Source organism: Solwaraspora sp. WMMD791, assembly GCF_029581195.1.
Taxonomy (GTDB): domain Bacteria; phylum Actinomycetota; class Actinomycetes; order Mycobacteriales; family Micromonosporaceae; genus Micromonospora_E.
The window spans coordinates 5,335,769-5,358,741 of sequence record NZ_CP120737.1 but is presented as its reverse complement, the minus strand read 5'-3'; the positions used below and the strand labels follow the sequence as shown (position 1 = coordinate 5,358,741).

General features: G+C 71.9%; 20 protein-coding genes. 9 read left to right on the top strand and 11 right to left on the bottom strand.

The genetic code is table 11. The annotated features are described in order from the left end of the window. Genes O7623_RS23970 through O7623_RS23960 form a run of 3 tightly spaced genes read right to left on the bottom strand, consistent with a single transcriptional unit; the run spans nt 1 to nt 4,173 of the window. Nucleotides 1–1,311 (bottom strand): enolase C-terminal domain-like protein, encoded by a 1,311-nt coding sequence (locus tag O7623_RS23970; protein ID WP_282225248.1) that lies wholly within the window; start codon nt 1,309–1,311, stop codon nt 1–3. Beyond that, nucleotides 1,308–2,801: a glucuronate isomerase gene (uxaC, locus tag O7623_RS23965; RefSeq protein ID WP_282225247.1), complete on the bottom strand. Its 1,494-nt coding sequence runs from the start codon at nt 2,799–2,801 to the stop codon at nt 1,308–1,310. Before uxaC ends, O7623_RS23970 begins: the two co-directional genes overlap by 4 nt. A 43-nt stretch (nt 2,802–2,844) precedes the next feature. Continuing rightward, nucleotides 2,845–4,173, bottom strand: coding sequence for a Gfo/Idh/MocA family oxidoreductase (locus tag O7623_RS23960; RefSeq protein WP_282225246.1), 1,329 nt, complete (start codon nt 4,171–4,173; stop codon nt 2,845–2,847). Between the two features lie 273 nt (nt 4,174–4,446). On the opposite strand from O7623_RS23960, the gene O7623_RS23955 reads away from it, so the two are divergent. From O7623_RS23955 to O7623_RS23935, 5 genes are all read left to right on the top strand, one after another. Next, on the top strand, nt 4,447–5,481 hold the full coding sequence (locus O7623_RS23955) for a LacI family DNA-binding transcriptional regulator (protein WP_282225245.1): 1,035 nt from the start codon (nt 4,447–4,449) through the stop codon (nt 5,479–5,481). Nucleotides 5,482–5,499: 18 nt separating this feature from the next. Then, the gene (locus O7623_RS23950) at nt 5,500–6,849 is read left to right on the top strand and encodes an extracellular solute-binding protein (RefSeq protein ID WP_282225244.1); all 1,350 of its coding nucleotides are present in this window, start codon (nt 5,500–5,502) and stop codon (nt 6,847–6,849) included. A 94-nt stretch (nt 6,850–6,943) separates the two neighbouring features. Then, entirely contained in the window at nt 6,944–7,930 is a 987-nt protein-coding gene (locus tag O7623_RS23945; RefSeq protein ID WP_282225243.1) for a sugar ABC transporter permease, read from the top strand. Next, nucleotides 7,930–8,802, top strand: a complete 873-nt coding sequence (locus O7623_RS23940; protein ID WP_282225242.1) for a carbohydrate ABC transporter permease — start codon at nt 7,930–7,932, stop codon at nt 8,800–8,802. Before O7623_RS23945 ends, O7623_RS23940 begins: the two co-directional genes overlap by 1 nt. A gap of 5 nt (nt 8,803–8,807) precedes the next feature. After that, nucleotides 8,808–9,422, top strand: a complete 615-nt coding sequence (locus O7623_RS23935; protein ID WP_282225241.1) for a hypothetical protein — start codon at nt 8,808–8,810, stop codon at nt 9,420–9,422. A gap of 27 nt (nt 9,423–9,449) precedes the next feature. Here O7623_RS23935 and O7623_RS23930 read toward each other — a convergent pair whose 3' ends face one another. The 3 genes from O7623_RS23930 to cysS form a co-directional block, all read right to left on the bottom strand. Beyond that, the gene (locus tag O7623_RS23930) at nt 9,450–12,164 is read right to left on the bottom strand and encodes an Hsp70 family protein (protein WP_282225240.1); all 2,715 of its coding nucleotides are present in this window, start codon (nt 12,162–12,164) and stop codon (nt 9,450–9,452) included. A gap of 156 nt (nt 12,165–12,320) precedes the next feature. After that, entirely contained in the window at nt 12,321–13,436 is a 1,116-nt protein-coding gene (gene rlmB / locus O7623_RS23925; protein ID WP_282225239.1) for a 23S rRNA (guanosine(2251)-2'-O)-methyltransferase RlmB, read from the bottom strand. Then, nucleotides 13,436–14,881, bottom strand: coding sequence for a cysteine--tRNA ligase (gene cysS, locus O7623_RS23920; RefSeq protein WP_282225238.1), 1,446 nt, complete (start codon nt 14,879–14,881; stop codon nt 13,436–13,438). Before cysS ends, rlmB begins: the two co-directional genes overlap by 1 nt. Nucleotides 14,882–14,923: 42 nt before the next feature. Here cysS and O7623_RS23915 point away from each other — a divergent pair, with 42 nt between their 5' ends. Beyond that, the gene (locus O7623_RS23915; RefSeq protein WP_282225237.1) at nt 14,924–15,574 is read left to right on the top strand and encodes a helix-turn-helix domain-containing protein; all 651 of its coding nucleotides are present in this window, start codon (nt 14,924–14,926) and stop codon (nt 15,572–15,574) included. Between the two features lie 7 nt (nt 15,575–15,581). On the opposite strand, the gene O7623_RS23910 is transcribed toward O7623_RS23915, so the two are convergent. The 4 genes from O7623_RS23910 to O7623_RS23895 form a co-directional block, all read right to left on the bottom strand. Next, a complete protein-coding gene (locus O7623_RS23910; protein WP_282225236.1) occupies nt 15,582–16,262 on the bottom strand; it encodes an HAD family hydrolase in 681 nt (226 codons plus the stop codon). A 19-nt stretch (nt 16,263–16,281) separates the two neighbouring features. Beyond that, nucleotides 16,282–17,676 (bottom strand): class II fumarate hydratase, encoded by a 1,395-nt coding sequence (locus tag O7623_RS23905; protein WP_282229529.1) that lies wholly within the window; start codon nt 17,674–17,676, stop codon nt 16,282–16,284. Nucleotides 17,677–17,953: 277 nt separating this feature from the next. Continuing rightward, nucleotides 17,954–18,391, bottom strand: coding sequence for a hypothetical protein (locus tag O7623_RS23900; protein ID WP_282225235.1), 438 nt, complete (start codon nt 18,389–18,391; stop codon nt 17,954–17,956). A gap of 58 nt (nt 18,392–18,449) precedes the next feature. Next, nucleotides 18,450–18,872: a VOC family protein gene (locus tag O7623_RS23895; protein WP_282225234.1), complete on the bottom strand. Its 423-nt coding sequence runs from the start codon at nt 18,870–18,872 to the stop codon at nt 18,450–18,452. A gap of 111 nt (nt 18,873–18,983) precedes the next feature. On the opposite strand from O7623_RS23895, the gene O7623_RS23890 reads away from it, so the two are divergent. Beyond that, the gene (locus O7623_RS23890) at nt 18,984–19,973 is read left to right on the top strand and encodes a transcriptional regulator (RefSeq protein ID WP_282225233.1); all 990 of its coding nucleotides are present in this window, start codon (nt 18,984–18,986) and stop codon (nt 19,971–19,973) included. 45 nt (nt 19,974–20,018) lie between these two features. Beyond that, the gene (locus O7623_RS23885; RefSeq protein WP_282225232.1) at nt 20,019–20,699 is read left to right on the top strand and encodes a hypothetical protein; all 681 of its coding nucleotides are present in this window, start codon (nt 20,019–20,021) and stop codon (nt 20,697–20,699) included. A gap of 75 nt (nt 20,700–20,774) precedes the next feature. On the opposite strand, the gene O7623_RS23880 is transcribed toward O7623_RS23885, so the two are convergent. Next, on the bottom strand, nt 20,775–21,203 hold the full coding sequence (locus O7623_RS23880; protein ID WP_282225231.1) for an NUDIX domain-containing protein: 429 nt from the start codon (nt 21,201–21,203) through the stop codon (nt 20,775–20,777). Nucleotides 21,204–21,410: 207 nt separating this feature from the next. Between O7623_RS23880 and O7623_RS23875 the strand changes: the two genes are divergently transcribed. Continuing rightward, complete coding sequence (locus tag O7623_RS23875) at nt 21,411–22,886, top strand: RICIN domain-containing protein (RefSeq protein ID WP_282225230.1); 1,476 nt, start codon at nt 21,411–21,413, stop codon at nt 22,884–22,886. The last annotated feature ends 87 nt before the right edge of the window (nt 22,887–22,973 follow it).

The window sequence follows — 22,973 nt, the reverse complement described above, 5'->3', positions numbered from 1 at the left end:
TCACCGCCACACCGGCCCGTCCGGGAAGGAGAACTCGGCGATCGACGCAGGCTTCATGGTGGCGCTGTAGCCGGGCTGGTCGGGCACCAGGTACCGGCCGCCCCGGGTGCGGACCGGGTCGACGAAGTGTTCGTGCAGGTGGTCGACGTACTCGACCATCCGTCCGTCCAGCGAGGTGCCGACCCGCAGGTAGTCGAAGATCGCCAGGTGCTGCACGTACTCGCAGAGGCCGACGCCGCCGGCGTGCGGGCAGATCGGTACGCCGAACTTGGCCGCCATCAGGATCACCGACAGCACCTCGTTGACCCCGGCGATGCGACACGCGTCGATCTGGCAGACCCGGATCGCCTCGGCCTGCATCAGCTGCTTGAAGATCACCCGGTTGGCGGCGACCTCGCCGGTGGCGACCCGGCAGCGCCCGTCGGACAGCTCGGTGACGGCGGCGGCGATCCGGGCGTGGCCGAGCACGTCGTCGGCGTGCGTCGGCTCCTCGATCCAGTACGGGTCGACCTCGACCAGCCGGGCCATGTTGGCGATCGCCTCGTCGACGTCCCACACCTGGTTGGCGTCCATCATCAGCAGCGCGTCCGGGCCGATCTCGGCGCGGATGATCCGGGCCCGGCGGACGTCGTCGTCGATCGGGCCGCCGACCTTCATCTTCATCGCCCGCCAGCCGTCGGCGTACGCCGCCCGGGTCAACGCCCGTACCTTGTCGTCGGGGTAGCCGAGCCAGCCGACCGAGGTGGTGTACGACGGGAACCCGTCGCGCTGCAGCTCGGCGAGCCGGTCGGCCTGGCCGACCAGCCCCTTGTCCAGGATCGCGGCGGCCTCGTCCGGGGTGATCGCGTCGCTGATGTGGTGGAAGTCGATGCTGGCGACCAGCTCCTCGGTCGGCATCTCGGCCAGCAGCCGCCACAGCGGCTTGCCCTCCAGCTTGGCCCGCAGGTCCCAGACGGCGTTGACCAGCGCGCCGGACGCCATGTGGATGACGCCCTTCTCCGGGCCGAGCCAGCGCAGCTGCACGTCGGCGGTGAGTGAGCGCCAGAAGGCGACCGGCTCGGCGACGATGTCGGCGACGGTGCGGCCGGTGACGTGGTGGGCCAACGCGCGTACCGCCGCGCAGGTGATCTCGTTGCCGCGGCCGTTGGTGAAGGTGAAGCCGGCACCGAAGACCCCGTCGGGCGCGTCGGTGCGCAGTTCGACGTAGGTGGCCGAGTAGTCGCCCCGGTTGATCGCGTCGGAGCCGTCGCCGGCGGCGGCGGTCGGGAACCGTACGTCGTGCACGTCGACGCCGGTGATGGTGACGCTCATGACAGCTTTTCCCCGATCTTGAAGACCCGCTTGGGCAGGCGGTACGCCAGGTCGACGATGGTCTCGGCGGCCTCGTCGAGGCTGAGCCGGTGCTCGGCGACGAGCCGGGCCAGGAAGCCGGCGTCGATCCGGCGGGCCACGTCGTGGCGGGCCGGGATCGAGCAGAACGCCCGGGTGTCGTCGACGAACCCGGCGGTGTTGTAGAAGCCGGCGGTCTCGGTGACCGCCTCCCGGAACCGACGCAGCACCTCCGGGGAGTCCAGGAACCACCAGGGGGCACCGAGGTAGAGGGCGGCGTACCCGCCGGCGAGCGGGGCCAGCTCCCGGGTGAAGGTGTACTCGTCGAGGGTGTAGACGACGATCCGCAGTCGGGGGTCGTTGCCGTAGGCGTCCAGCAGCGCGGTCAGCGCGTGCAGGTACTCGGTGGCCTGCGGGATGTCCCCGCCGACGTCGCGGCCGTGGGTGGCGTACAGCCACTTGTTGTGGTTGCGCACCGAGCCGGGGTGCAGCTGCATCACCAGGCCGTCCTCGATGGACATCCGGGCGAACTCGACCAGCATGTGTGCCCGGAACGCCTCGGCGTCTTCGGCGGTGGCGACGCCGCGTAGCCCCCGGTCGTACAGTTCGGCGGCCTCGCGCTGATCCAGCCGCAGGGTGAGGGCGGTCAGGTGGCCGTGGTCGGAGCTGGTCGCGCCGGCGGCGATGAAGGCCTGCCGCCGGGACCGCAGCGCGTCGAGGTAGCCGGCGTACGTCCCGGTGTCCGCCCCGGTGATCACCCCGAGGGCGGCGACGTTGTCGACCCAGCCGTCGAACTCGAAGTCCACGACGTTGTCCGGCCGGAACGTGGTGATCACCCGACCACCGGGGCCACCCCAGCCGTCGGCGGCGAGCTTGGCGTGCCGGCCGAGGTCGTCCAGGGGCGACTCGGTGGTGGCCAGCACCTCGATGTTGAAGCGCTCGAACAGGGCCCGGGGCCGGTACGCCGGCTCGGCCAGCCGTGCCGCGATGGTGTCGTAGACCTCGTCGGCGGTCTGCGCGCTCAGCCCGACGGTCACTCCGAACACCTCGGCGAAGGTCTTCTCCAGCCACAGCCGCGACGGGGTGCCCCGGAACAGGTGCCAGTTGGCGGCGAGCCGACGCCAGATGGCCCGCCCGTCGGTCTCGGCGGCGTAGTCGCCGTCACCGGCCGGTGGCCGGGCCCGGATCCCGGGCCGCAGCGGTACGCCGAGGTCGCCCGGCGGGATGCCCTGGCTGAGCAGCATCCGGGTGACGTAGTGGTCCGGTACGACGAGCAGCCGCGCCGGGTCCGGGAACGGCTCGTCGTCGGCCAGGATCGCCGGGTCGACGTGGCCGTGCGGCGAGATGACCGGCAGGTGCCGGGCGTAGCCGTACAGCTCGCGGGCGATCGCCCGCTGGGTGGGTTCGGCCGGAAACAGCTGGTCGGCAAGCGGGCCGGCGCTCGCGGATGCCGGATCGGGTTGACGGGACACGGAAGCAGGCTCCTCGCGGGTACGGGGTCGGGAAGGTCGCCGGTCAGTCGACGGTGAGCAGGTCGGCGACCCGCACCGGTTGGCCGGTCTCGAAGGACCGGTTCGCGGCCAGGCCGGTGAGCAGGGCGAGCGCGCCGTCGCGGGCGGTGGCGCCCCGGCCCATCGGGTCGGTCGCACCGCCGAAGAGCACGGCGGTCATCTTGGCGTCGGCCCCGCCGTGGCCGGTCCGGGTGTAGCCCGCGACCGGCACCTGCCGGGGCTGTTCCCAGAACGGCCGGACGGTGATCTTGGCCCAGCCCTCCTCGACGGCCGCCTGGACGCCGTGCAGCGCGGCGCCCTTGAGTTCGCCGGCGGCGTACGGGCTGACGAAGTCGCTCTCCACCACCTCCAGCTCGAGCCGACCCCGGCTGCCGTTGAACATCACCCGGTAGCCCTCCCAGGGGGCGTACGCGGTGAGGTGGTACGTCATCGTGGCCCCGGTCGAGTAGGTGGCCAGCACCGACATGTCGTCCTCGATGGTCACCCCGGGGGCGAAGACGTTCTGGTCGCGGTGGTAGCCGTCCTCGGCCTCGGCCTCCAGGTAGAGCGCCCGCAGCCGGGGGTGGGCGGCCAGTTGCAGGGCGAACGGGTCACCGGCGGCGGCCACCGCGCCGTGCGCCCGGTCGTAGTCGCGGGCGTAGCCGTGCCGGCGGCCGGACTCGCCGTAGAAGAACAGCCGGCCGGCCGCGTAGACCTGCACCGGGACCGCGTCCAGCCACCAGTTGACGAGGTCGAAGTGGTGGCTGGCCTTGTGCACCATCAGCCCGCCGGAGTTGGCCTTGTCGCGGTGCCAACGGCGGAAGTAGTCGGCACCGTGGCGCACGTCGAGCAGCCATTCGAAGTGCACCGAGCCGACCTCGCCGATCTCACCGTCGGCGAGGACCTGGCGGACCCGTTCGTGCAACGGGTTGTAGCGGTAGTTGAAGGCGACCTGCACGCTGCGCCCGGTCTGCGCGACCGCGTCGAGGATTCGCTGGCAGCGGGGCACGTCGACGGTCATCGGCTTCTCGGTGATCACGTCGCAGCCGGCGTGCAGGGCGGCGACGATGTACTCGTCGTGCACCCGGTCGACGGTGGTGACCAGCACGACGTCGACCCGTTCCTTGCCGAGCATGGCGACGAACTCGCTGGCCGGGTACGTCGCCACGGCGTCCCGGCCGAGCTCCTCCAGCCAGGCGTTGTGCGCGTCCATCCGGGCCTGGTTGCTGTCGGCGAAGGCGACGAGTTCGGCGGTGTCGCGGTGGTCGAGCACCAGGGCGCGGACGAACATCTCGGCGCGGGCGCCGGTGCCGACGAGCGCGTAGCGCAGCCGCCGATCGGGTTCTGGGGACATCCTGCTCCGCCTCCGGATTGGCTGCAAAGGTTTGCAGCAGAAGTTGCCACGAGACGGACACTCTCGTCAATGGCCCCTCGGCAACCTGTCCGATTCATGTGCTTACGCGAGGCTATGAACACTCCGCGAGACCACGGCCGCAACAAATCCGCAATCGAAGACCGTTGACACCTGAGCAACCGTTTGCATTAATTGGCGGACCACGTGACCCCAGCCACACCGGTCACCGTCGACGCCCCGGGCGGTGAACCGCTTCGACCCCAAGGACCCCGCGTGCCAGCCACCATTCGAGACGTCGCCCGGGCCTGCGGAGTGCACATCTCCACCGTGTCCCGCACGTTCTCGGCCCCGCACCTGGTCAACCCGGAGACCCGCAGCCGGGTGCTGGCCTGCGCGGAGCACCTCGGCTACCGCCCCAACCGGGCGGCCCGCGCGCTGATCACCGGCCGTACGCACAACATCGGGCTGATCGTCGCCGACATCGCCAACCCGTTCTTCCCGCCGCTGATCAAGGCGGCGGAGAGCCAGGCCCGGCACCGCGACTACCACATCTTCGTCACCGACACCAATGAGGACCCGGCGGTCGAGGAGGAGCTGGTCCACGCCCTCGCCAAACAGGTCGACGGAGTGCTGCTGTGCAGCCCCCGGATGAGCAACAGCCTGATCGAGCAGCTCAGCCGGGACGTACCGCTGGTGGTGATCAACCGGCAGGTGACCGGCCTGCCGAACGTGGTGATCGACGTCGGCCAGGGTGCCCGGCTCGCCGTGGAGCACCTGATCGGCCTCGGCCACCGCCGGATCGCCCTGCTCGGCGGGCCGCGCGGCTCGTGGACCAACCGGGAGATCCGTCGCTCCGCCACCGCCGCGGTCCGCTCGACCGACGTCACGTTGACCGTGATCGGCCCCAACCCACCCACCGAGGGCGGCGGCATCGCCGCGGCGGAACAGGTCCGCCGCGCCGACGTCACCGCCGTCCTGGCCTACAACGACCTGATGGCGATCGGCCTGATCGAAGGGCTCGACGCACACGGGATCGCGGTGCCCCGGGACATCAGCGTGGTCGGCATCGACGACATCGCGCTGAGCCGGCTCACCCGGCCCAAACTGACGACGGTGGCCACGCCCAACGCGGCCGCCGGCCGGGCGGCCGTCGACATGCTGCTCCAGCATGGCGACGACCGTCGCACCACCGCCCAGGTAACGCTCCAGACCGAGTTGGTCATCCGCGACTCGACGGGCCCGGGACCGCACCGCCATGCGGACCCGGGCGACGCGGCTGCCGCCGCGCCGGCCGATGTCGCCTCCTAACCCCAAGGAGTGAGCGCAATGCACCCCGCAACATCACCGACGGCGAACACGCCTGCCACGCGTGCTCACCGTACCCCCTTTGGTCGACGCCGCCTGCTGCGCGGCCTCGCCGCCACCGCCGTCGTGCCGCTGGTCCTCGGCCTCGCCGCCTGCGGTGACGACGAGGCATCGAGCGACCCCGACGCCCCGGTCACCATCGAGTTCTTCTGGTGGGGCGGTGAGGCCCGCGCCGCACTCACCGAACAGGCCCTCGACCTGTACGAGGAGAAGAACCCGAACGTCACCATCAACCCGACCTGGCAGGCGTTCACCGGCTACTACGACAAGCTGGCCACGATCTCCGCCGGCGGCAACGCCCCGGACATCTTCCAGATCGACGACAACGGCCTGGCCGAGTACGCCGGCCGCAACGTCACCCTGGACCTGACGCCGTACGTCTCCTCCGGTGCCATCGACCTGAGCAACCACCCGGAGAGCCTGACCCAGTACGGGCAGATCGACGGCAAGCAGGTCGCGGTCGCCGCCGGCGAGAACACCCCGGCCCTGGTCTACGACAAGACCAAGATCGCCGAGTACGGGATGGAAGAGCCGCAGACCGGTTGGACGTACGACCAGTTCATCACCTGGGCGGCCGAGCTGAGCACGAAGGCCGGCGGCGACTACTGGGGCGCGATGGACCCCAGCGCCGACTACAAGGCGCTCTGGCTGTGGCTGCGCTCGCAGGGCAAGGAGTTCTACGACGGCCCGAAGCTGGCCTTCACCGAGGCCGACCTGGTCGCCTGGTTCGAGATGTGGGTCGACGCCCGGGCCAAGGGCGCCACCCCGCCGGCCGACATCGTGCACGAGGCCGTCGGGGGCGGGGTCGCCGACCAGCTGGTGGTGACCGGCAAGGGAGCCACCTCGTTCATGTGGTCCAACCAGCTCGCCGAGCTGGGCAAGTCGACCACCAACGAGCTGGGCATCGTCGCGTACCCCGGGGACCCGAAGGGCCAGTGGGCGCGGGCGTCGCTGTACTGGGCCGGCTCCCGCGCGACCGACCACCCGGAGGTCGTCGCCGACATCATCGACTTCCTGGCCAACGACCCGGAGGCGGCCGCCATCCTCGGCGTCGACCGGGGTCTGCCATCCAACCTGGACAACCGGGAGACCGTCCAGGCCGGCCTGGACGACCCGTACATGACCGCCACCGTCGCCTTCGAGAACGAGCTGATCCCGCAGATGGGCCCGGCGCCCGCGCCGCCGCCGCAGGGCCACGGGCCGCTGCGCTCCACCCTGGTCACCGTCGCCGAGAGCGTCACCTACGGCCAGGCCAGCCCGGCTGACGCCGCCGCCGAGTTCTTCCGGCAGGCGCAAGCCACCCTGAAGTAGTCCGGGCCGGACCGGCGCACGGTCGTGGTGCCCACGGTGGACTCGCCGTGGGCACCACGACCCTTGACACCCAGAAAGGACCCCGATCGTGGCCATGACCACGAAACCCGCTCCGGCCACGACCAGCACCACCGCCCCGGCCCGTAGCGGCGCCCGGCGCGGCAGCGCCCCGGGCGCCAGCCGCCGGCACGGCGAAGGGCTGGCCGGGTACGTCTTCCTCACCCCGTGGCTGCTGGGGCTGATGGCGATCACCGCCTTCCCCATGCTGTTCTCGCTCTACCTGAGCTTCACCAACTACGACATCCTGTCGTCCTGGGAGTTCGTCGAGTGGGTGGGCTTGCAGAACTACTGGGACCTGTTCGTCAACGACCAGACGTTCCGCCACTCGGTGTGGGTGACGCTGCTCTTCGCGTTCGTCGCCGTACCGCTGAAGTTGGCCGCCGCCCTCGGCGTCGCGCTGCTGCTCAACCGCGAGTCCCGCGGCGTCGGGCTGTTCCGCAGCCTGTTCTACCTGCCGTCGCTGCTCGGCGGCAGCGTCGCGCTGGCGCTGATCTGGCGGGCGATGTTCAGCGGCGACGGCGCGTTCAACGACTTCCTGGCCCTGTTCGGCATCACCGGCCGACCGTGGGTCAACGACCCGGCGTGGGCGCTGGAGACCCTGATGGTCCTGGCCATCTGGCAGTTCGGTGCCCCGATGGTGATCTTCCTGGCCGGGCTCAAGCAGGTGCCGACCGAGCTGTACGAGGCGGCCTCGGTCGACGGCGCCGGCAAGGTCCGGCAGTTCTTCAACGTGACCCTGCCGATGCTCTCCCCGGTGATCTTCTTCAACCTGGTGCTGGAGACCATCAACGGCTTCCAGGGCTTCACCGCCGCCTTCGTGATCAGCAACGGCACCGGCGGACCGGTCGACTCGACGATGCTCTACACGCTGTACCTCTACGAGAAGGGCTTCACCGAGTTCCAGATGGGGTACGCGTCCGCATTGGCCTGGATCTTCCTGATCGCGATCGGCCTGATCACGGTGCTGTTCTTCAGCACCGGGCGGTTCTGGGTGCACTACTCGGACGGAGACAACGACTGATGACATCGCAGGCTGCTCCGTACACCCGCCGCCGGGCCGGCACCGGCGTGCGCGCCGTCGCCCGGGTGGCGATGCTGGTCACCATCCTCGTCGTGGTCCTCTACCCGCTGATCTGGGTGGTCGGCTCGTCGCTGAAGTCGCCGACCGAGGTGGCCAGCAACCTGTCGGTCATCCCGCAGGACCCGACCTGGGCCAACTACCCGGACGGCTGGAACTACCTGCGCAACATCTCGTTCGGCCGGTTCTTCTGGAACAGCACGGTGATCGCCACCGCCACGGTGGTCGCCAACGCGGTCTCCTGCCTGCTGGCGGCGTACGCCTTCGCGCGGCTACGGTTCCGGGCCCGCAAGGTCTGGTTCGCCATCATGATCGGTACGTTGCTGCTGCCCAGCCACGTGCTGATCGTGCCGCAGTACATCATGTTCAACACGTTCGGCTGGATCGACACCCCACTGCCGTTGATCGTGCCGAAGCTGCTGGCCACCGAGGCGTTCTTCGTCTTCCTGATGGTCCAGTTCATGCGGGGCATCCCCCGTGACCTCGACGACGCGGCCAAGATCGACGGCTGCTCGCCGTTCGGGGTGTTCCGGTACGTGATCGTGCCACTGGCCCGCCCGGCGCTGGTCACCACGGCGATCTTCTCGTTCATCTGGACCTGGAACGACTTCCTCACCCAGCTGATCTACCTGCCGAGCGTGGAAAGCTACACGGTGCCGATCGGGCTGCGACTGTTCATCGACTCCACCGGGCAGACCTCGCTCGGCCCGATGTTCGCCATGTCCGTGCTCTCCCTGCTGCCGGTCTTCCTTTTCTTCCTGGCGTTCCAGAAAATGCTGGTGCAGGGCATCAACACCAGCGGACTCAAGGGGTGACCACCGTGTCGCGACCCGACTGGCCGGACACCCCGGCCCCGGCTCGGGCCGACTGGCGCGACACCCTGCGGGCCGCCACCGACCTGGCGCTGCTGGGCATCGTCACCGCGCTCGCCTCGGCCGCCGTGCTGACGGCGGGCGCGGCGGTCGCCACCGCCAGCACCGCCATCCACCGGTGGACCGTCGACGGCCACTGGCCGAGCCTGCGGGAGCTGGCCGGCGGCTTCTGGCGCGCACTGCTGCCCGGAGCCGCCGCCACCGCCGTGGCGGCCGTCGCGATCGGCGTACTCGGCGGCAACGCGGTGCTGATCTCCGCCGGGGTGGTGCCCGGCGGCACCGTCATGCTGGTCGGCACCCTGGTGCTGGCCGCGCTGGTCGCCGGCTTCGCCGGCCTCGTCGTGGTCGAGGTCGGCCGGGCCGGCGCCGGCTGGCGAGCGGCGGTACGCCGCACCTGGCGGCTCGTCGAACAGCGGCCACTGGCGATCCTGGCCGCCGCCGGGGTCGTCAGCCTCGCCGCCCTGCTCAGCGCCCTGACCATCCCGGTGCTGGCACCGATCCTGCTCGGCTACACCCTGCACGGCCTGCACGCCGTACTGCGCCGCACCGGCCCGCAGCAGTAGGTCGCTGCTGGCGGTCCAGGCGGCTGTTCAGTCGGCGACGAACCGGTGCGTCACGAACCCGTCGTCGGTCGGGCAGACGATCACCGACCGGTCCCACGAGCACGCTGCGGCCACCACATCGCCGAGCACCCCGAGTTCGAGCAGGTCGGCCGGGGCCGACACCGGTACGCCGGCCACGCTCACGTCGTCGGCGTAACTGCTCGGGTCGTCCCGGAACCACAGCAGGTTCGCCGCGTCGACCCGGACCGCGACGCCCTCGCGGCGCAGCACCTCCGTACCTGACGCGTCGAGCAGCAGCGACAGATGATCGGTGGCGCTGCGCCGCAGCAGAACGTGCTCGCCCACCGGCACGACGACGTCGAACTCGGCCGCGTCGACCCGCCACCGTTGCGCCCGCTCATCCAGGTCGATCACCACCAGCTCGTTGGTGTCGGCGCTGAACCCGGTCGACTCCAGCAGACAGACCAGCACCCCACCGCAGGGCACCATGGCCTGCAACCGCCGTTGGTCGTCCGCCGGGGTGTAGAGGTTGACCGCCTCGCCGGTGGTCGACAGGTCGTACGCGGCCAACCGGTAGCCGCTGTCCGACGGGGCGATCAGCAGCCAGCCGGCGTACACCATCGCCGTGTCGGTCGGCCCGGCCACGTTGGACCGCTCACCGAGCAGCTCGCCGCTGGCCGCGTCGAAGACCCGTACCTGCCGGGTCGCGGTGACCTGGGCCAACCGGCGGTCGTCGCCGTGGTCCGGCGCGGTGGGCACCCCGTCGAACCCGGCCGGCCCGGTCAGGTCGGCGGCGCTGACCGCCGGATACACCGCCGTGTCGGTGGCGCCGTACTCGTCGGCCGGGTTCTGGTGCGACCAGCGGCGGGTGCCGTCGGTCAGGTCCAGCCCGACCAGCCGGGCCCCGGCCACGTCCGACCAGACGAGGACGTCGTCGAAGACGAAAATCTGGTCGTCGCCGGTGATCGCGAAGTTCCACCGTTGCCGGCCGTCGTCGGGATCGAGCACCGCGACCGGCCGGGGCTCGCTGCTCAACCCGTCGGCGACGGCGATCAGCGCGTCCGGGGTGGCCCGCAGGCCCGCCCACCGGTCGGACCGTACCGTCGTGGCGGCGTCCCACTGTTTCTCGCCGCTCGCCGCGTCGATGGCGACGACCCCGAGGCGGCCGTCGTCGCGGACGTAGCCGCCGTACGCCTGACCGGCGACGAGCTGGGTGAAGTCGGCGTCGGCGTCCTCACCGACGGTGATCGCCGTGCCGACCGGGGTGAACGCCCGGAACTCGATCGGCCGGGCCGGGTCCCGCAGCAAATAGACCACGGTGGCGGTGACCACCGCGACCAGGGCCAGCGACGCCGCGCCGACCAGCCACGGCAGCCGCTTCGACCGCGCCGGCCGCCCCGTGGCCCCGCCGACCGGCGGCACCGCGGCCGCGCCGGACGCGGCCGGCGGCACCGGACCGGACGCGGCCGGCGGCAACGGACCGGACGCGGCCGGCGGCAACGGACCGGACGCGGCCGGCGGCACCGGACCGCGCGCGGCCGGGGACACGTGAGCCGCGCCGGCCGGCGACGTGGCCGTGGCCGGGCCGGGTGCGGCCGGCGTCGCTGCCGGGGCCAGCTCCGCCAGGGCACCTTCGGCGACCGGCAACTCCGGCTGCTCCAGTACGGTCGGCGCGACGCCCAGCTCGCTGTGCAGCAGCCGGGCCACCAGCGGCACCCGGGACGAGCCGCCGACCAGGAACAACCCGGCGAGCTGGTCGCGGCCGAGCCCACAGCCGTCGATCACCCGCGCCGCCTCCAGCACACCCCGGCGGACCAGCGGGGTGGCGACCCGCTCCAGTTCGTCGCGGGTCAGGTGCACCGCCCGGTCCACCCCCGGTACGGCGACCGGCGCCGACGACGACCGGGACAGCATCTCCTTGGCGCCGCGTACGTCGTCCCAGAACTGCCGCCGGTTGCGCCACTGCGCCGGCGTCGCCGGCGCCGCCAACTGGCGACCCACCTGCGGATCCAGCACCCCGCCGAGGTGTTCGACAAGCGCCGCGTCCAGGTCGAGGCCGCCAAGTTCGGCCAGGCCACCCGAGCCGATCACGACGAACCGGGCCCGGCCGGCGGGGTCCACCCCCTCGTTGCGGACCACGGCGACGTCCAGGGTGCCGCCGCCGAAGTCGAACACGGCCAGCGCCTGCCCGACGGGCACCGGCCGGCGCAGCACGTCGGCGAAGTAGCGGGCCGCCGCGACCGGCTCCGGCACCAGCCGGGTCCCGGCCGGCGGCCCGTTCCCGGTGCCGGCGGATCGGCCCGACCCGTCGGCGACCGGCGGCCAGCCGGCGCGGGCCACCGCATGCGCCAGGACGTCCCGACGGCGGGCACCCCAGGCGGCCGGATACGTCAACGCCGCCACAGGCAGGAACCCGACGGCCTCCACCGCCGACCGAGCGACCACGCCGAGGACGGCGGCGAGCAGGTCGACGGTGGGCACCTCCCGGTCGCCGAGCAGCACCGTCGGCTCGTCGACCCGGCGTTTCGGATTCGGCTCGTACCGGGCCGGGTCGGCCTGGGCGAGGCGCTGCGCGTCCCGGCCGACGTACAGCCGGTCACCGAGGAACACCCCGGACGGCAGCAGCGGCGCGCCGTCGAACAGCAGCGGGCGGGTCCGACCGTCCGGCCAGCGCAGCACCGCCACGGTGTGCGACGTGCCCAGGTCGACGCCGAGAGCGAAGCCCCCGTCCTGCCCTGTCATCCGCTGACCTCCGCTGCCGGCGGGACCGTCCCGCCCCCGGCATGCTACGGGTGGCTGACCCGGTGATCAGCGATCGGCCGAGCGTCCCGGTCCCGGTGCCGGCCGGCGGGTCAGCCGGCAGCACGGCGGGGGGTCAGCCGACAGCGCGGCGGCGGGTCAGCCGACAGCGCGGCGGCGGGCCACTTCGGCGAGGGTGACAGCGGCGGCGACACTGGCGTTGAGCGATTCGACGTCGGAGTGCATCGGGATGCGTACCCGCAGATCGCAGGTCTCGCCGACGAGCCGCGACAGGCCCCGGCCCTCCGAGCCGACCACCACGACCAGCGGGCCGACGGCGGCCTCCAGGTCGTACAGGTCGGTCTCGCCGTCGGCGTCCAGGCCGACCACGACGAACCCCTCCGCCTGGCACTTCTTCACCGCGCGGGTCAGGTTGACCACCTGGCTGACCGGCATCCGGGCGGCCGCGCCGGCGCTGGTCCGCCACGCCGTCGCGGTGATCCCGGCAGCCCGCCGCTCCGGCACGAACACGCCGTGCGCGCCGAACGCCGCCGCCGAGCGGACCACCGCGCCGAGGTTACGCGGATCGGTCACCCCGTCCAGCGCCACCAGCAGCGGCTCCGGCTGCTCGGCCGCCGCCGCGATCAGATCCTCGAACGGCTCGTACGCGTACGCCGGCACCTGCAGCCCGACGCCCTGGTGCAGCACGCCGCCGGTCATCCGGTCCAGCTCGGCCCGGCTGATCTCCAGGATCGCGATGCCCCGGTCACCGGCGGCCCGCACCAGCTCGGTCACCCGCTCGTCGACGTCGATACCCTGGGCGATGTAGAGCGCCGTGCCCGGTACGTTGGCCCGCAGCGCCTCGACCACCGGGTTACGCCCGACCAGCAGCTCCGGGGCGTCCTTCGGCGGGTGGGCCTTGCGGCCCGGGGAGACCCGTGGCCCGGACCGGGCACCGCCACGGGTCAGCTTGCCGCTGACCGGGCCGCCCCGGCTGCGGCCACCGCCGCCCCAGGTGGTGTCCTTCGTCCCCGGTACGCCGACCTTCGGTGCCCGGCCTTCGGCGGCCGCCGCCCGGCGCTCCTTCTCCTGCTTCCAGGCGGTCTTGTTCGGCAGCTTCTCGGTGCCGGAGTAGCCCTTGTGCCAGGGGCGTTCGTCAGCGGGCAGGGTGCGGCCCTTGCCGGACAGGCTGGAGCGGTTCTTGCCGCCGGAGCCCTGGGTGGTGCCCTTCTTGGAGGTGACCCGCCGGCCACGTCGTTGCGAGTTGCCGGGCATCAGGTCTGCTCTCCAATGGTCCATCGGGGTCCGTGCGGGGTGTCCTCGACCGCGATCCCGGCCTGTTTGAGCTGGTCACGCACCGCGTCGGCGGCGGCCCAGTCACGCCGGGCGCGGGCCTGCGCCCGCTGGTCGAGGGCGAGGGCGATCAGCGCGTCGACGGCGCCGCGCAGCTCGTCGCGGGGGGCGGTGTCGCCCCACGCCGGGTCGAGCGGGTCGAGGCCGAGCACGCCCACCATGGCGCGGACCCGGCCGAGGCTGGCCCGCAGCGCCTGGTCGTCGGCGCCGCCGTCGGCGTCGGAGCTCGCGCTCGCGCCGGCGAGCAGGTTGTTGCCGTCGCGGATCTCGTCGTGCAGCACCGCGAACGCCGCCGACGTGTTCAGGTCGTCGTCCATCGCGGCGGCGAACGCCGCCGGAACGTCGGTGGCGGCGACCGCGCCGACCCGTTCCACCGCCCGCCGCACGAACCCTTCGACCCGCCGGTACGCCGTCGCGCTCTCCCGCAACGCGTCGTCGGAGTAGTCGATGCGGGACCGGTAGTGCGCGGCGGTCAGGTAGTAGCGCAACTCGGCCGGACGTACCCCGATCTCGGCGACGTGGCCGAGGTCGACGACGTTGCCCAGCGACTTGCTCATCTTCGCCGCACCCAGGTTCAGCAGGCCGTGGTGCACCCAGTAGCGGGCGAACGGCAGCCCGGCCGCCTTCGACTGGGCGATCTCGTTCTCGTGGTGCGGGAAGGTCAGATCCAGTCCGCCGCCGTGGATGTCGAACTCGGCACCCAGGTAGCGCCAGCCCATCGCCGAGCACTCGATGTGCCAGCCGGGCCGGCCCGGACCCCACGGCGACGGCCAGGCCGCGTCGGCGGGCTCGTCCGGCTTGACGCCCTTCCACAGGGCGAAGTCACGCGGATCGCGTTTGGCCCGCCCGACGCAGTCCTCGGCCGGCTGCATCGCGTCGAGGCGCTGCCCGGACAGGGCGCCGTAGTCGGCGTACGAGGCGACGTCGAAGTAGACGTCGCCGCTGCCGTCGCCGGCCGGGTAGGCGTGGCCGCGCTCGATGAGCAGCTCGATCAGCTGGTGCATCTCCGGCACGTGCCCGGTGGCGCGCGGCTCGTACGTCGGCGGCAGCACGTTCAGCGACCGGTACGCGGCGGCCAGCACCAGCTCGTTGGCGTACGCGATCGACCAGAACGGCTGACCGGCGGCGGCCGCCTTCTCCAGCACCTTGTCGTCGATGTCGGTGATGTTGCGGATGAAGGTGACCCGCAGCCCACGGTGGGTCAGCCAGCGGCGCAGCACGTCGTAGTTGACGCCGGAGCGAAGGTGACCGATGTGCGGGGCGGACTGGACGGTGAGCCCACACAGGTAGATCGAGACCTCGCCGGGTTGGCGGGGCACGAAGTCCCGCACGGACCGGGTCGCGGTGTCGTACAAGCGGAGCGTCACGCTACGAGGGTACCGACTGGCAGGCGTCCGTACGCTGTCGGAGTGGACGCGCGAGGGGCGGAGACGGCGCAGACCCTGGACCGGGGGCTGCGGCTGCTGCGGCTGGTCGCCGAAGCGCCCGGCGGGGTCAGCGTCACCGAGGCCGCCAACCAGTTGGGGGTGGGCCGGGCCGCCGTCTACCGGCTGGCCACCACGCTGACCGCGCACGGCATGCTGCGCCGGGACTCCGCCGGCCGGCTACGGCTCGGTGCCGGGCTGCTGCAGCTGGCCCGCCGGGCGCAGCCGCTGCTGGCCGACGCCGCACTGCCGGCGCTGCGCCGGCTCGCCGAGTCCGCCGGGGCCACCGCCCACCTGACCGTCGCCGAGGGCGTCGAGGCGGTGGCGCTCGCCGTCGTCGAGCCCAGCTGGACGGCGTTCCACGTGGCGTACCGGACCGGATCGCGGCATCCGGTGGATCGCGGGGCCGCCGGGCGGGCGATCCTGGCCGGCCGCGACGGTACGCCCGGACCGGTGACCAGCAGCGGCGAGCTGCAACCCGGCGCGTACGGGGTCGCGGCCCCGGTGCTCGGGGTGCCCGGCCTGGAGGCCAGCGTCGGGGTGGTGGCGATGGGCACCCTGGACGTGGCGGCGATCGGCGCGCAGGTGCAGGCGACCGCCGAGACCGTCGCCCGGCTGCTGGCCGGCGAGGCGTGAATGTTCGTCAGAACAAGTCGGCGAGGGCGTCGGGCAGCTGTGCCAGGGTGGTGACCTGGGCGTCCGGGCACACCTCCGGTGGGCAGGACTCGCCGCGCCGGTTCAGCCAGATCGCCCGCAGCCCGGCCGCCTGCGGGCCGACCACGTCGTGCGCGATCGAGTCACCGACGTAGACCACCCGGTCGGCGTGGGCGGCCCCGGCGGCGGCCAGTACGGCACCGTAGAACCGCTGGTCCGGCTTTTTCGGCAGGCCGTCGACGTGGGCGTACACCTCGAAGGCGAACTGGCCGCGCAGCCCGCACCGGTCGGCGCGGCTGTTGCCGTTGGTGGCCAGGCCGACGGCGTACCGCCGGCGCAGCTGGCTCAGGGCGGGCAGCGTGTCGGCGAACGGTCGGCTGAGCTCGAACCGGCGGGCGAAGAAGACGTCGGTGATCCGGTCCAGTTCGTGCGGCAGGCCGACCCGGGCGACGGAGCGGGCCAGGGCGGCACGGCGGATCGACATCACCGGCGCGGACGGGTCGGCGGCGAACGCGAGATCCCAGTCCTCGGCCATGTCGTCGAGGGTCAGCTCGGCGGCGCGGGGGGTCAGCTGGCGCAGCTCGGCGAGGACGGTCCGCAGCGCGCCGGTGACCGCGGGCCGCAGGTCGACGAGGGTCTCGTCGACGTCGAACACCACGGTGGTAATCACCCCACCAGGGTATGCCTGCTCAGCTGGGGCGGGTCATCCGAAGAACGTCCAGCGCCTCGTCCAGCTCGGCGGCGGTCAACGTACCGGCGTCGACGTGGCCGCGTTCCAGGACGACCGCGCGGATCGACTTGTTCTCGGCGAGGGCCTGCTTGGCGATCGAGGCGGCCTCGTCGTAGCCGAGGTGCCGGTTGAGCGGGGTGACGATCGACGGTGACCCTTCGGCGTACGCCAGACAGGTCTCCGGGTTCGCGGCCAGCTCGACCACGCAACGCTCGGCGAGCAGCCGGCTGGCCGCGGCGAGCAGCCGGATCGCTTCGAGCAGGTTGCTGCCCATCACGGGCAGCATCACGTTCAGCTCGAAGTCGCCCTGGCTGCCGGCGAACGCGATCGTCGCGTCGTTGCCGATCACCTGGGCGCAGACCTGGCGTACCGACTCGCAGACCACCGGGTTGACCTTGCCGGGCATGATCGACGAGCCGGGCTGCAGGTCGGGGATGCGCAGTTCGCCGAGGCCGGCGCGGGGGCCGGAACCCATCCACCGGATGTCGTTGGCGATCTTGTAGAGGCCGACGGCGATGGTCCGCAGCTGCCCGGACGTCTCGACCAGGGCGTCGCGGGCGCCCTGCGCCTCGAAATGGTTACGGGCCTCGGTCAACGGCAGCCCGGTCGTTTCGGCCAGCTTCGCGATCACCGCAGCGGCGAACCCCGGTGGGGTGTTCACCCCGGTGCCGACGGCGGTGCCGCCGAGCGGCAGTTCGGCCAGCCGGGGCAGGATCGACCGCAGCCGCTCCTGGCCGTAGCGGACCTGCGCGGCGTAGCCGGAGAACTCCTGGCCCAGGGTGACCGGGGTGGCGTCCATCAGGTGGGTACGGCCGGCCTTGACCACGGTGGCGAACTCGCCGACCTTGCCTTCCAGGGCGGTCGCCAGCTCGTCCAGTGCCGGGATCAGCTCGTGCACCACCTGGTGCGAGGCGGCCAGGTGGATCGAGGTCGGGAAGACGTCGTTGCTCGACTGCGAGGCGTTGACATGGTCGTTGGGGTGCACCGGCCGGTCGAGCTCGCGGGCGGCGAGGGTGGCCAGGACCTCGTTGGTGTTCATGTTCGACGAGGTGCCCGAACCGGTCTGGAACACGTCGACCGGGAACTGGTCGTCGTAGCCGCCGGAGGCGACGTGCGCGGCGGCGGTGACGATCGCCTCGGCGATGCCGGCCGGGATCACCCCGAGGTCGGCGTTGACCTGCGCGGCGGCACCCTTGATCTGGGCGAGCGCGCGGATCTGGGCGGATTCGAGCGTACGGCCGGAGACCGGGAAGTTGTGCACCGCGCGTTGGGTCTGCGCCCGCCACAGCGCGTCGGCGGGGACCCGTACCTCGCCCATGGTGTCGCGTTCGATCCGGTAGCCCTCGTCCCGGATGCCGTCTTCGGTGATGCCGCCGTCGCTGATGCCCTCGTCAGTCACCCTTCCCATCCTGCCCCCAGTGGCGGCACTGCGCAGACGATGTGGGCGAGGCCACCGGGTGCCGCGCCCCCTGGTCCCGGGGCGCCGCGCCCCCGGGTCCGGAACCACTGTCGCGCACAAACAGTATTCCTCTGAGGAATGATCATTCCTCAGAGGAATACTGCTGAGCGCGAATACATCCTTCAGGCCCGCCGGGTCAGCCGTCACTCCCGGGTGCCCGCCGGGTCAGCCGTCACTCCCGGGTGGTGGCGTCGCTGGTCGAGCCGCCCGCCGGCGTACCCATGCCGCCGCTGGTCGCGTCGCCGGTCGTCGTCGGCGCCACCTTGCCCCGACCCCGGCCCTTCTTCCCCCGGCCGGGGTCCTTGCCCCGGCCGGGGCCGGCGGCGCGGCGGGTGCTGGCCGGTCCGGCGGTGCCGCCGGTCGTGGTCAGCCCGCCGCCGGAGCGGGTCGGGCCGCCGTCACGCAGCACCTCGGCCGGGATCGGCACGTCGGCCGGATCGTCGAGGTCACGCTGCTTCACCTCCCGGACCGGGTCCGTCGGCGGCGCGACCACGTCGTCCAGGATCTCCTGGCGGTACGCCGACCGCTGCTCCAACTCGTCGACGAACGCCTGCCCGTGATCACGCTCGTAGTCCCGGTCCTGCCCGGCGTTGTCGCTGCGTCGCCCCATGTCGTCGCCCTCCCGTCCTGGAGGCGGGGGTGCCCCGATCGGCAGCCGCGAAACCCGACTAACCGTTGTACGGGGCAGCGACGTCGACGACCCAGACGACGCCGAACCGGTCCCGCACCATCCCGTACGCCGGTGCCCAGGCGGCCGGGCCCAGCGGGACCACCACGGTTGCCCCGTCGATGAGCTTCTCCCAGTAGCCGGTGACCTCCTCGACCGTTTCGCCGCGTACGGAGACGAAGTAGGCGTTCTCGCCCGGGGCGTAGGCCAGCCGGCCGGGCACGTCGTACGCCATGACGTGGAAGCCGTTGGCGGCGCGGACCTGGCCCCACATCACCTGGTCGGCCTCGGATCGGTCCTGGACGGCGCCGGCGTCGGCGTACGTGACGGCGACCAGGTCGCCGCCGAAGACGGAACGGTAGAACTCCAGCGCCGCGCGCGCCTCGCCCCGGAAGTTGAGATGGGTGGTCGTGATGATCGACAAGGTCGGCCCCTCTTGGCTGTGCGGTACAGACCCGACGGGTGTCGGGTGCGGGGGCAACACTCGCAGCGGTAGCGGCCAGGATGTGTCCGCTACTACAGCCAGAATGGGAAAATGCCGAAAACCTCGGAGCGACTGCTGATGCTGCTGTCGCTGCTGCAGGCCCGCCCCGAGTGGCCGGGCGCACTGCTGGCCGAGCGGTTGGCGGTCAGTCCGCGGACCGTCCGGCGCGACGTCGACCGGCTCCGCGCGCTCGGCTACCCGATCGCGGCGGTCAAGGGACCGGCCGGCGGCTACCGGCTGGACGCCGGCACCCGACTGCCGCCGTTGCTCTTCGACGACGAGCAGGCGGTCGCCCTCGCCATCGCGCTGCGGACCGCCGCCGCCAGCGGCGCCGGCATCGGGGAGGCGGCGGCGCGGGCGCTGCACACCGTCCGGCAGGTCATGCCGCAGCGGTTGCGCCACCGCATCGACGCCGTCGAGGCCGTCGCCGTCGAATCGACCGCCGTGCAGCTGGTCGACACCGCGACCCTGCTGGCGGTGAGCAACGCCGTACGGGCCCACGAGGTGCTGCGCTTCGACTACCGGTCGGCTCCTGTGCCCCGGCGGGTCGAGCCGCACCACCTGGTCACCCGGCGGGGCCGCTGGTACCTGGTCGGCTGGGATCTCGACCGCGCCGACTGGCGGATCTTCCGGGCCGACCGGATCACCCCACGCACCCCGACCGGGCCGCGCTTCACCCCACGTGAGCTGCCGGCTGACAGCGTCGCCGCGTTCGTCACGGCCAGGTTCCGGGGCGCGGACAGCACGACCGGCTCCGGTGACTGGCCGTGCCAGGGACAGGTGATCCTGGACCTGCCGGCCGCCGAGGTGGCCCCGTTCGCGTACGGCGGTCTCGTCGAGGTGGTCGGTCCACGCCGCTGTCGGCTGACCCTGATTTCCTGGTCCTGGGTGGGTCTGGCGAGCGCCGTCGGCCTGTTCGACGCCGACATCGAGGTCGTCGGCCCGCCGGAGCTGGCGGCCGCCTTCGCGACCCTGGCCCGCCGGTACGCCACCGTCGGGCAACCAACGGATACCGACCACCTGCCGACCACCGGGCAGTAGCCACACCATGACGCCGGGTTGCCGCCGAACGACATCATGGGCGAGGTGGCAGACTGGCACCGGTCCGGCAGCGGCCTGTACGTCCCGGCAGGCCGACCCGAGGCCGTCGCGCCCGGCGGCGACGGCACCGATCGGCCGGGGCGGTCCAGCGCCGTCGCCAGCTGGGTCCAGGCGGTCGCCGCGATCGCCGCCACCGTCGTCTCCACGGTGGCGCTGATCATCGCGGTCAGTGCGCTCCGCGACCAGCAGCAGGTCAACGGTCTCGCGCTGGACCGGTTCGAGCGGCGGTACGCCGAGCGGGTGTCCTGGTGGGCCACCCGACGTGACCGGGGAACCGTCGTCGTGCAGAACCGCTCCCCGGTGCCCGCCCTGGACGTGACCCTGCAGATGGTCCAGGTCATCGACGTGCAGGAGCGTGAGTTCAGCGGGCCGATCCAACGGCGGATCGGCGTACAGATCTCGGATCTGCCGCCGTGCACGATGACCGAGGTGGACCTGACCGAGCCGGCGATGGCGGCGCGGATCGACCAGGCGCTGGGCGAGGGGGCAGTGCGCGACCAGGCGGTGCTGACGTACGCGGTGCGTTTCCACGACGGCATCGCCCTGTGGGAGCGTCAGCGCGCCGGCCTGGTACGGCTGCCGGACGCACTCGCCGAACGCGACCTGACCATCATCGCCACGACCCAGTCGACGCAGCCGGTCACCGACTGCGGCACCGACGGCTGACGCGCGGCCTTGCGTCCAACTGCCGCAAGCGCCGGGAGCAGCAGGAACAGGTTGCGCGAGTGCTACGGAAATCCGCTACCGCACAGGTGCGGGTGGCAGCCCCAGCAGCTGGTCCAGGTCGTGGTGGTGGAGCAGGTTGCGCATGGGGAGGAAGAGTGGATCAGGCATCGTGGGCGGGGCGATCCAGCGCAGGTCGACGAACTTGTCCGGCTCGCGGACCTGAGGACTTCCCCGCAGGTGGTCACTGATCATCCAGATCGTCACGTAGTGCCGGGCGGCGTCGAAGACGTCGTTGGTGACCGCGCCGAAGCGTACGTTGGTGATCTCGACGCCGGTCTCCTCGGCGACCTCCCGCCGCGCGGTCTGCTCGAAGCTCTCCCCGTGTTCGAGGTGGCCGCCGGGCAGTGACCAGGTGCCGGCCCCGTGGGCACCTTTGCGGAAGCCCATCAGGAAGCGACCGTCGCGGAGCACGACGACCGCCACCCCTACCTGAGGTCGCTGCACGCCGGTCAGCTAACCCCGAGCCGATCCGGGCCGTCAACCGCCGGCGGCACTCCGCCGCTGACCGGGGCGCTGACCGGGCGACGACCGCCCCGTACGGCGACCCTCGGCGCATTGACAGCCCTGTATGCGATCACTGACACTTGTCGGCAACACGCACGTAACAACAGTGTTGTTAACGCTCACATCGAGGCTCGCCCAGGAGGCACCATGGGTCACCGCTGGTTGCGTCGGTTGCTGGTCGTGCCGGTGATCGCGATGACAGCGACGGTCGGCGGCGTCGTCGTCACGTCCTCCCCTGCGGCTGCCGCCACCAGTCACTTCCGCGGCATGAACTGGGCCGTGCTGGGTGACAACTTCAGCACCGGTCCGCTCGTCGTGCACGGCCTGAGCATGTCCGACAGCAACGCGACGGTACGGGCCAAGGCCAACGCCATCTACGACGACATGGCCGCCACCATGGGGGTCAACACCGTACGGCTGCCGATCAACACCCACACGGTCGGTACGGCCTGGTGGGAGGCGTACCGGGGTGCGATCGACGCCGCGACCGCCCGCGGCTTCAAGGTCATCCTGGCGTACTGGGAGGACGGCGCGGCCTCCGGCGGCCGGGTCACGAACCTCGCGGCGTGGAACGCCATGTGGTCCACGGTCACCAACACCTACGGCTCGAACCCCAACGTCTACTTCGAGCCGATGAACGAACCGCACGGCTACAGCTCGGCGGAGTGGCGCAACGTCGCGGCCAACTGGCTCAGCTACCACTACTCGGCGGTGCCCAGCCGGGTGCTGATCGGCGGCACCGGCCTCAGCCAGGACCTGCGGGACGTCTGCAACGACAGCCGCTTCAACGCGACGCTGTTCTCCTTCCACCACTACGCCTTCTTCTACGGCGAGATGTCCTACGACGCGTTCCGCAGCCACATCCAGACCCGCCTCGGCAACTGCGCCTCCCGCGCGGTCGCCACGGAGTTCGGTGCGCCCATGAACGACGGCCGCAACTACGCCGACCCGAACAGCACCGACAACTTCGTCCGCCACATCCGCGCCATGGCCCAGGTGATGCGCGACAACCAGATGGGTGGCACCTACTGGCCGGCCATTGGCGGCAAGACCGGCAACATCGGGTACGACTGGTACTCGATGTTCGCGCTCAGCGGCAGCGGCACCAGCCTGGACCTGACGGTCCGCAACTCCTCCGGTGCCGACCGGATCCGCTACGGCTGGGGCGACGCCGTCGGCGACGACCCCTCGACGCCGCCGACGGGGACGTTCTACCGGGTCACCGCGCGGCACAGCGGCAAGGCCATGGACGTGCAGCAGCCGAACACCGACAACGGTGCGCGGGTCGGCCAGTACACCTACAACGGCAGCGCGTGGCAGCAGTGGCAGTTCCAGGACGCGGGCGGCGGCTACTGGCGGATCGTCAGCCGGCACAGCGGTAAGTGCCTGGACGTGGTGAGCGCGTCGACCGCCGACGGTGCCGAGCTGATCCAGTACACCTGTGGCGGCGGCACCAACCAGCAGTTCCAGATGGTCGCCAACGGCTCCTACTTCCAGCTCCGGGCCCGGCACAGCGGCAAGTGCGTGGACGTGCCGGCCGCCGCGACCGCCGACGGCGTGGTCCTGACGCAGTGGTCGTGCCACTCCGGCACCAACCAGCAGTGGTCGCGTACGGCTGTCTGACCGCCCTCCGCGCGGTTGCGGCGGGTACGGGCCCCGGGCCCATGGTGATCGATCCAACGGTATTCCTGTGAGGAATGATTATGGGTC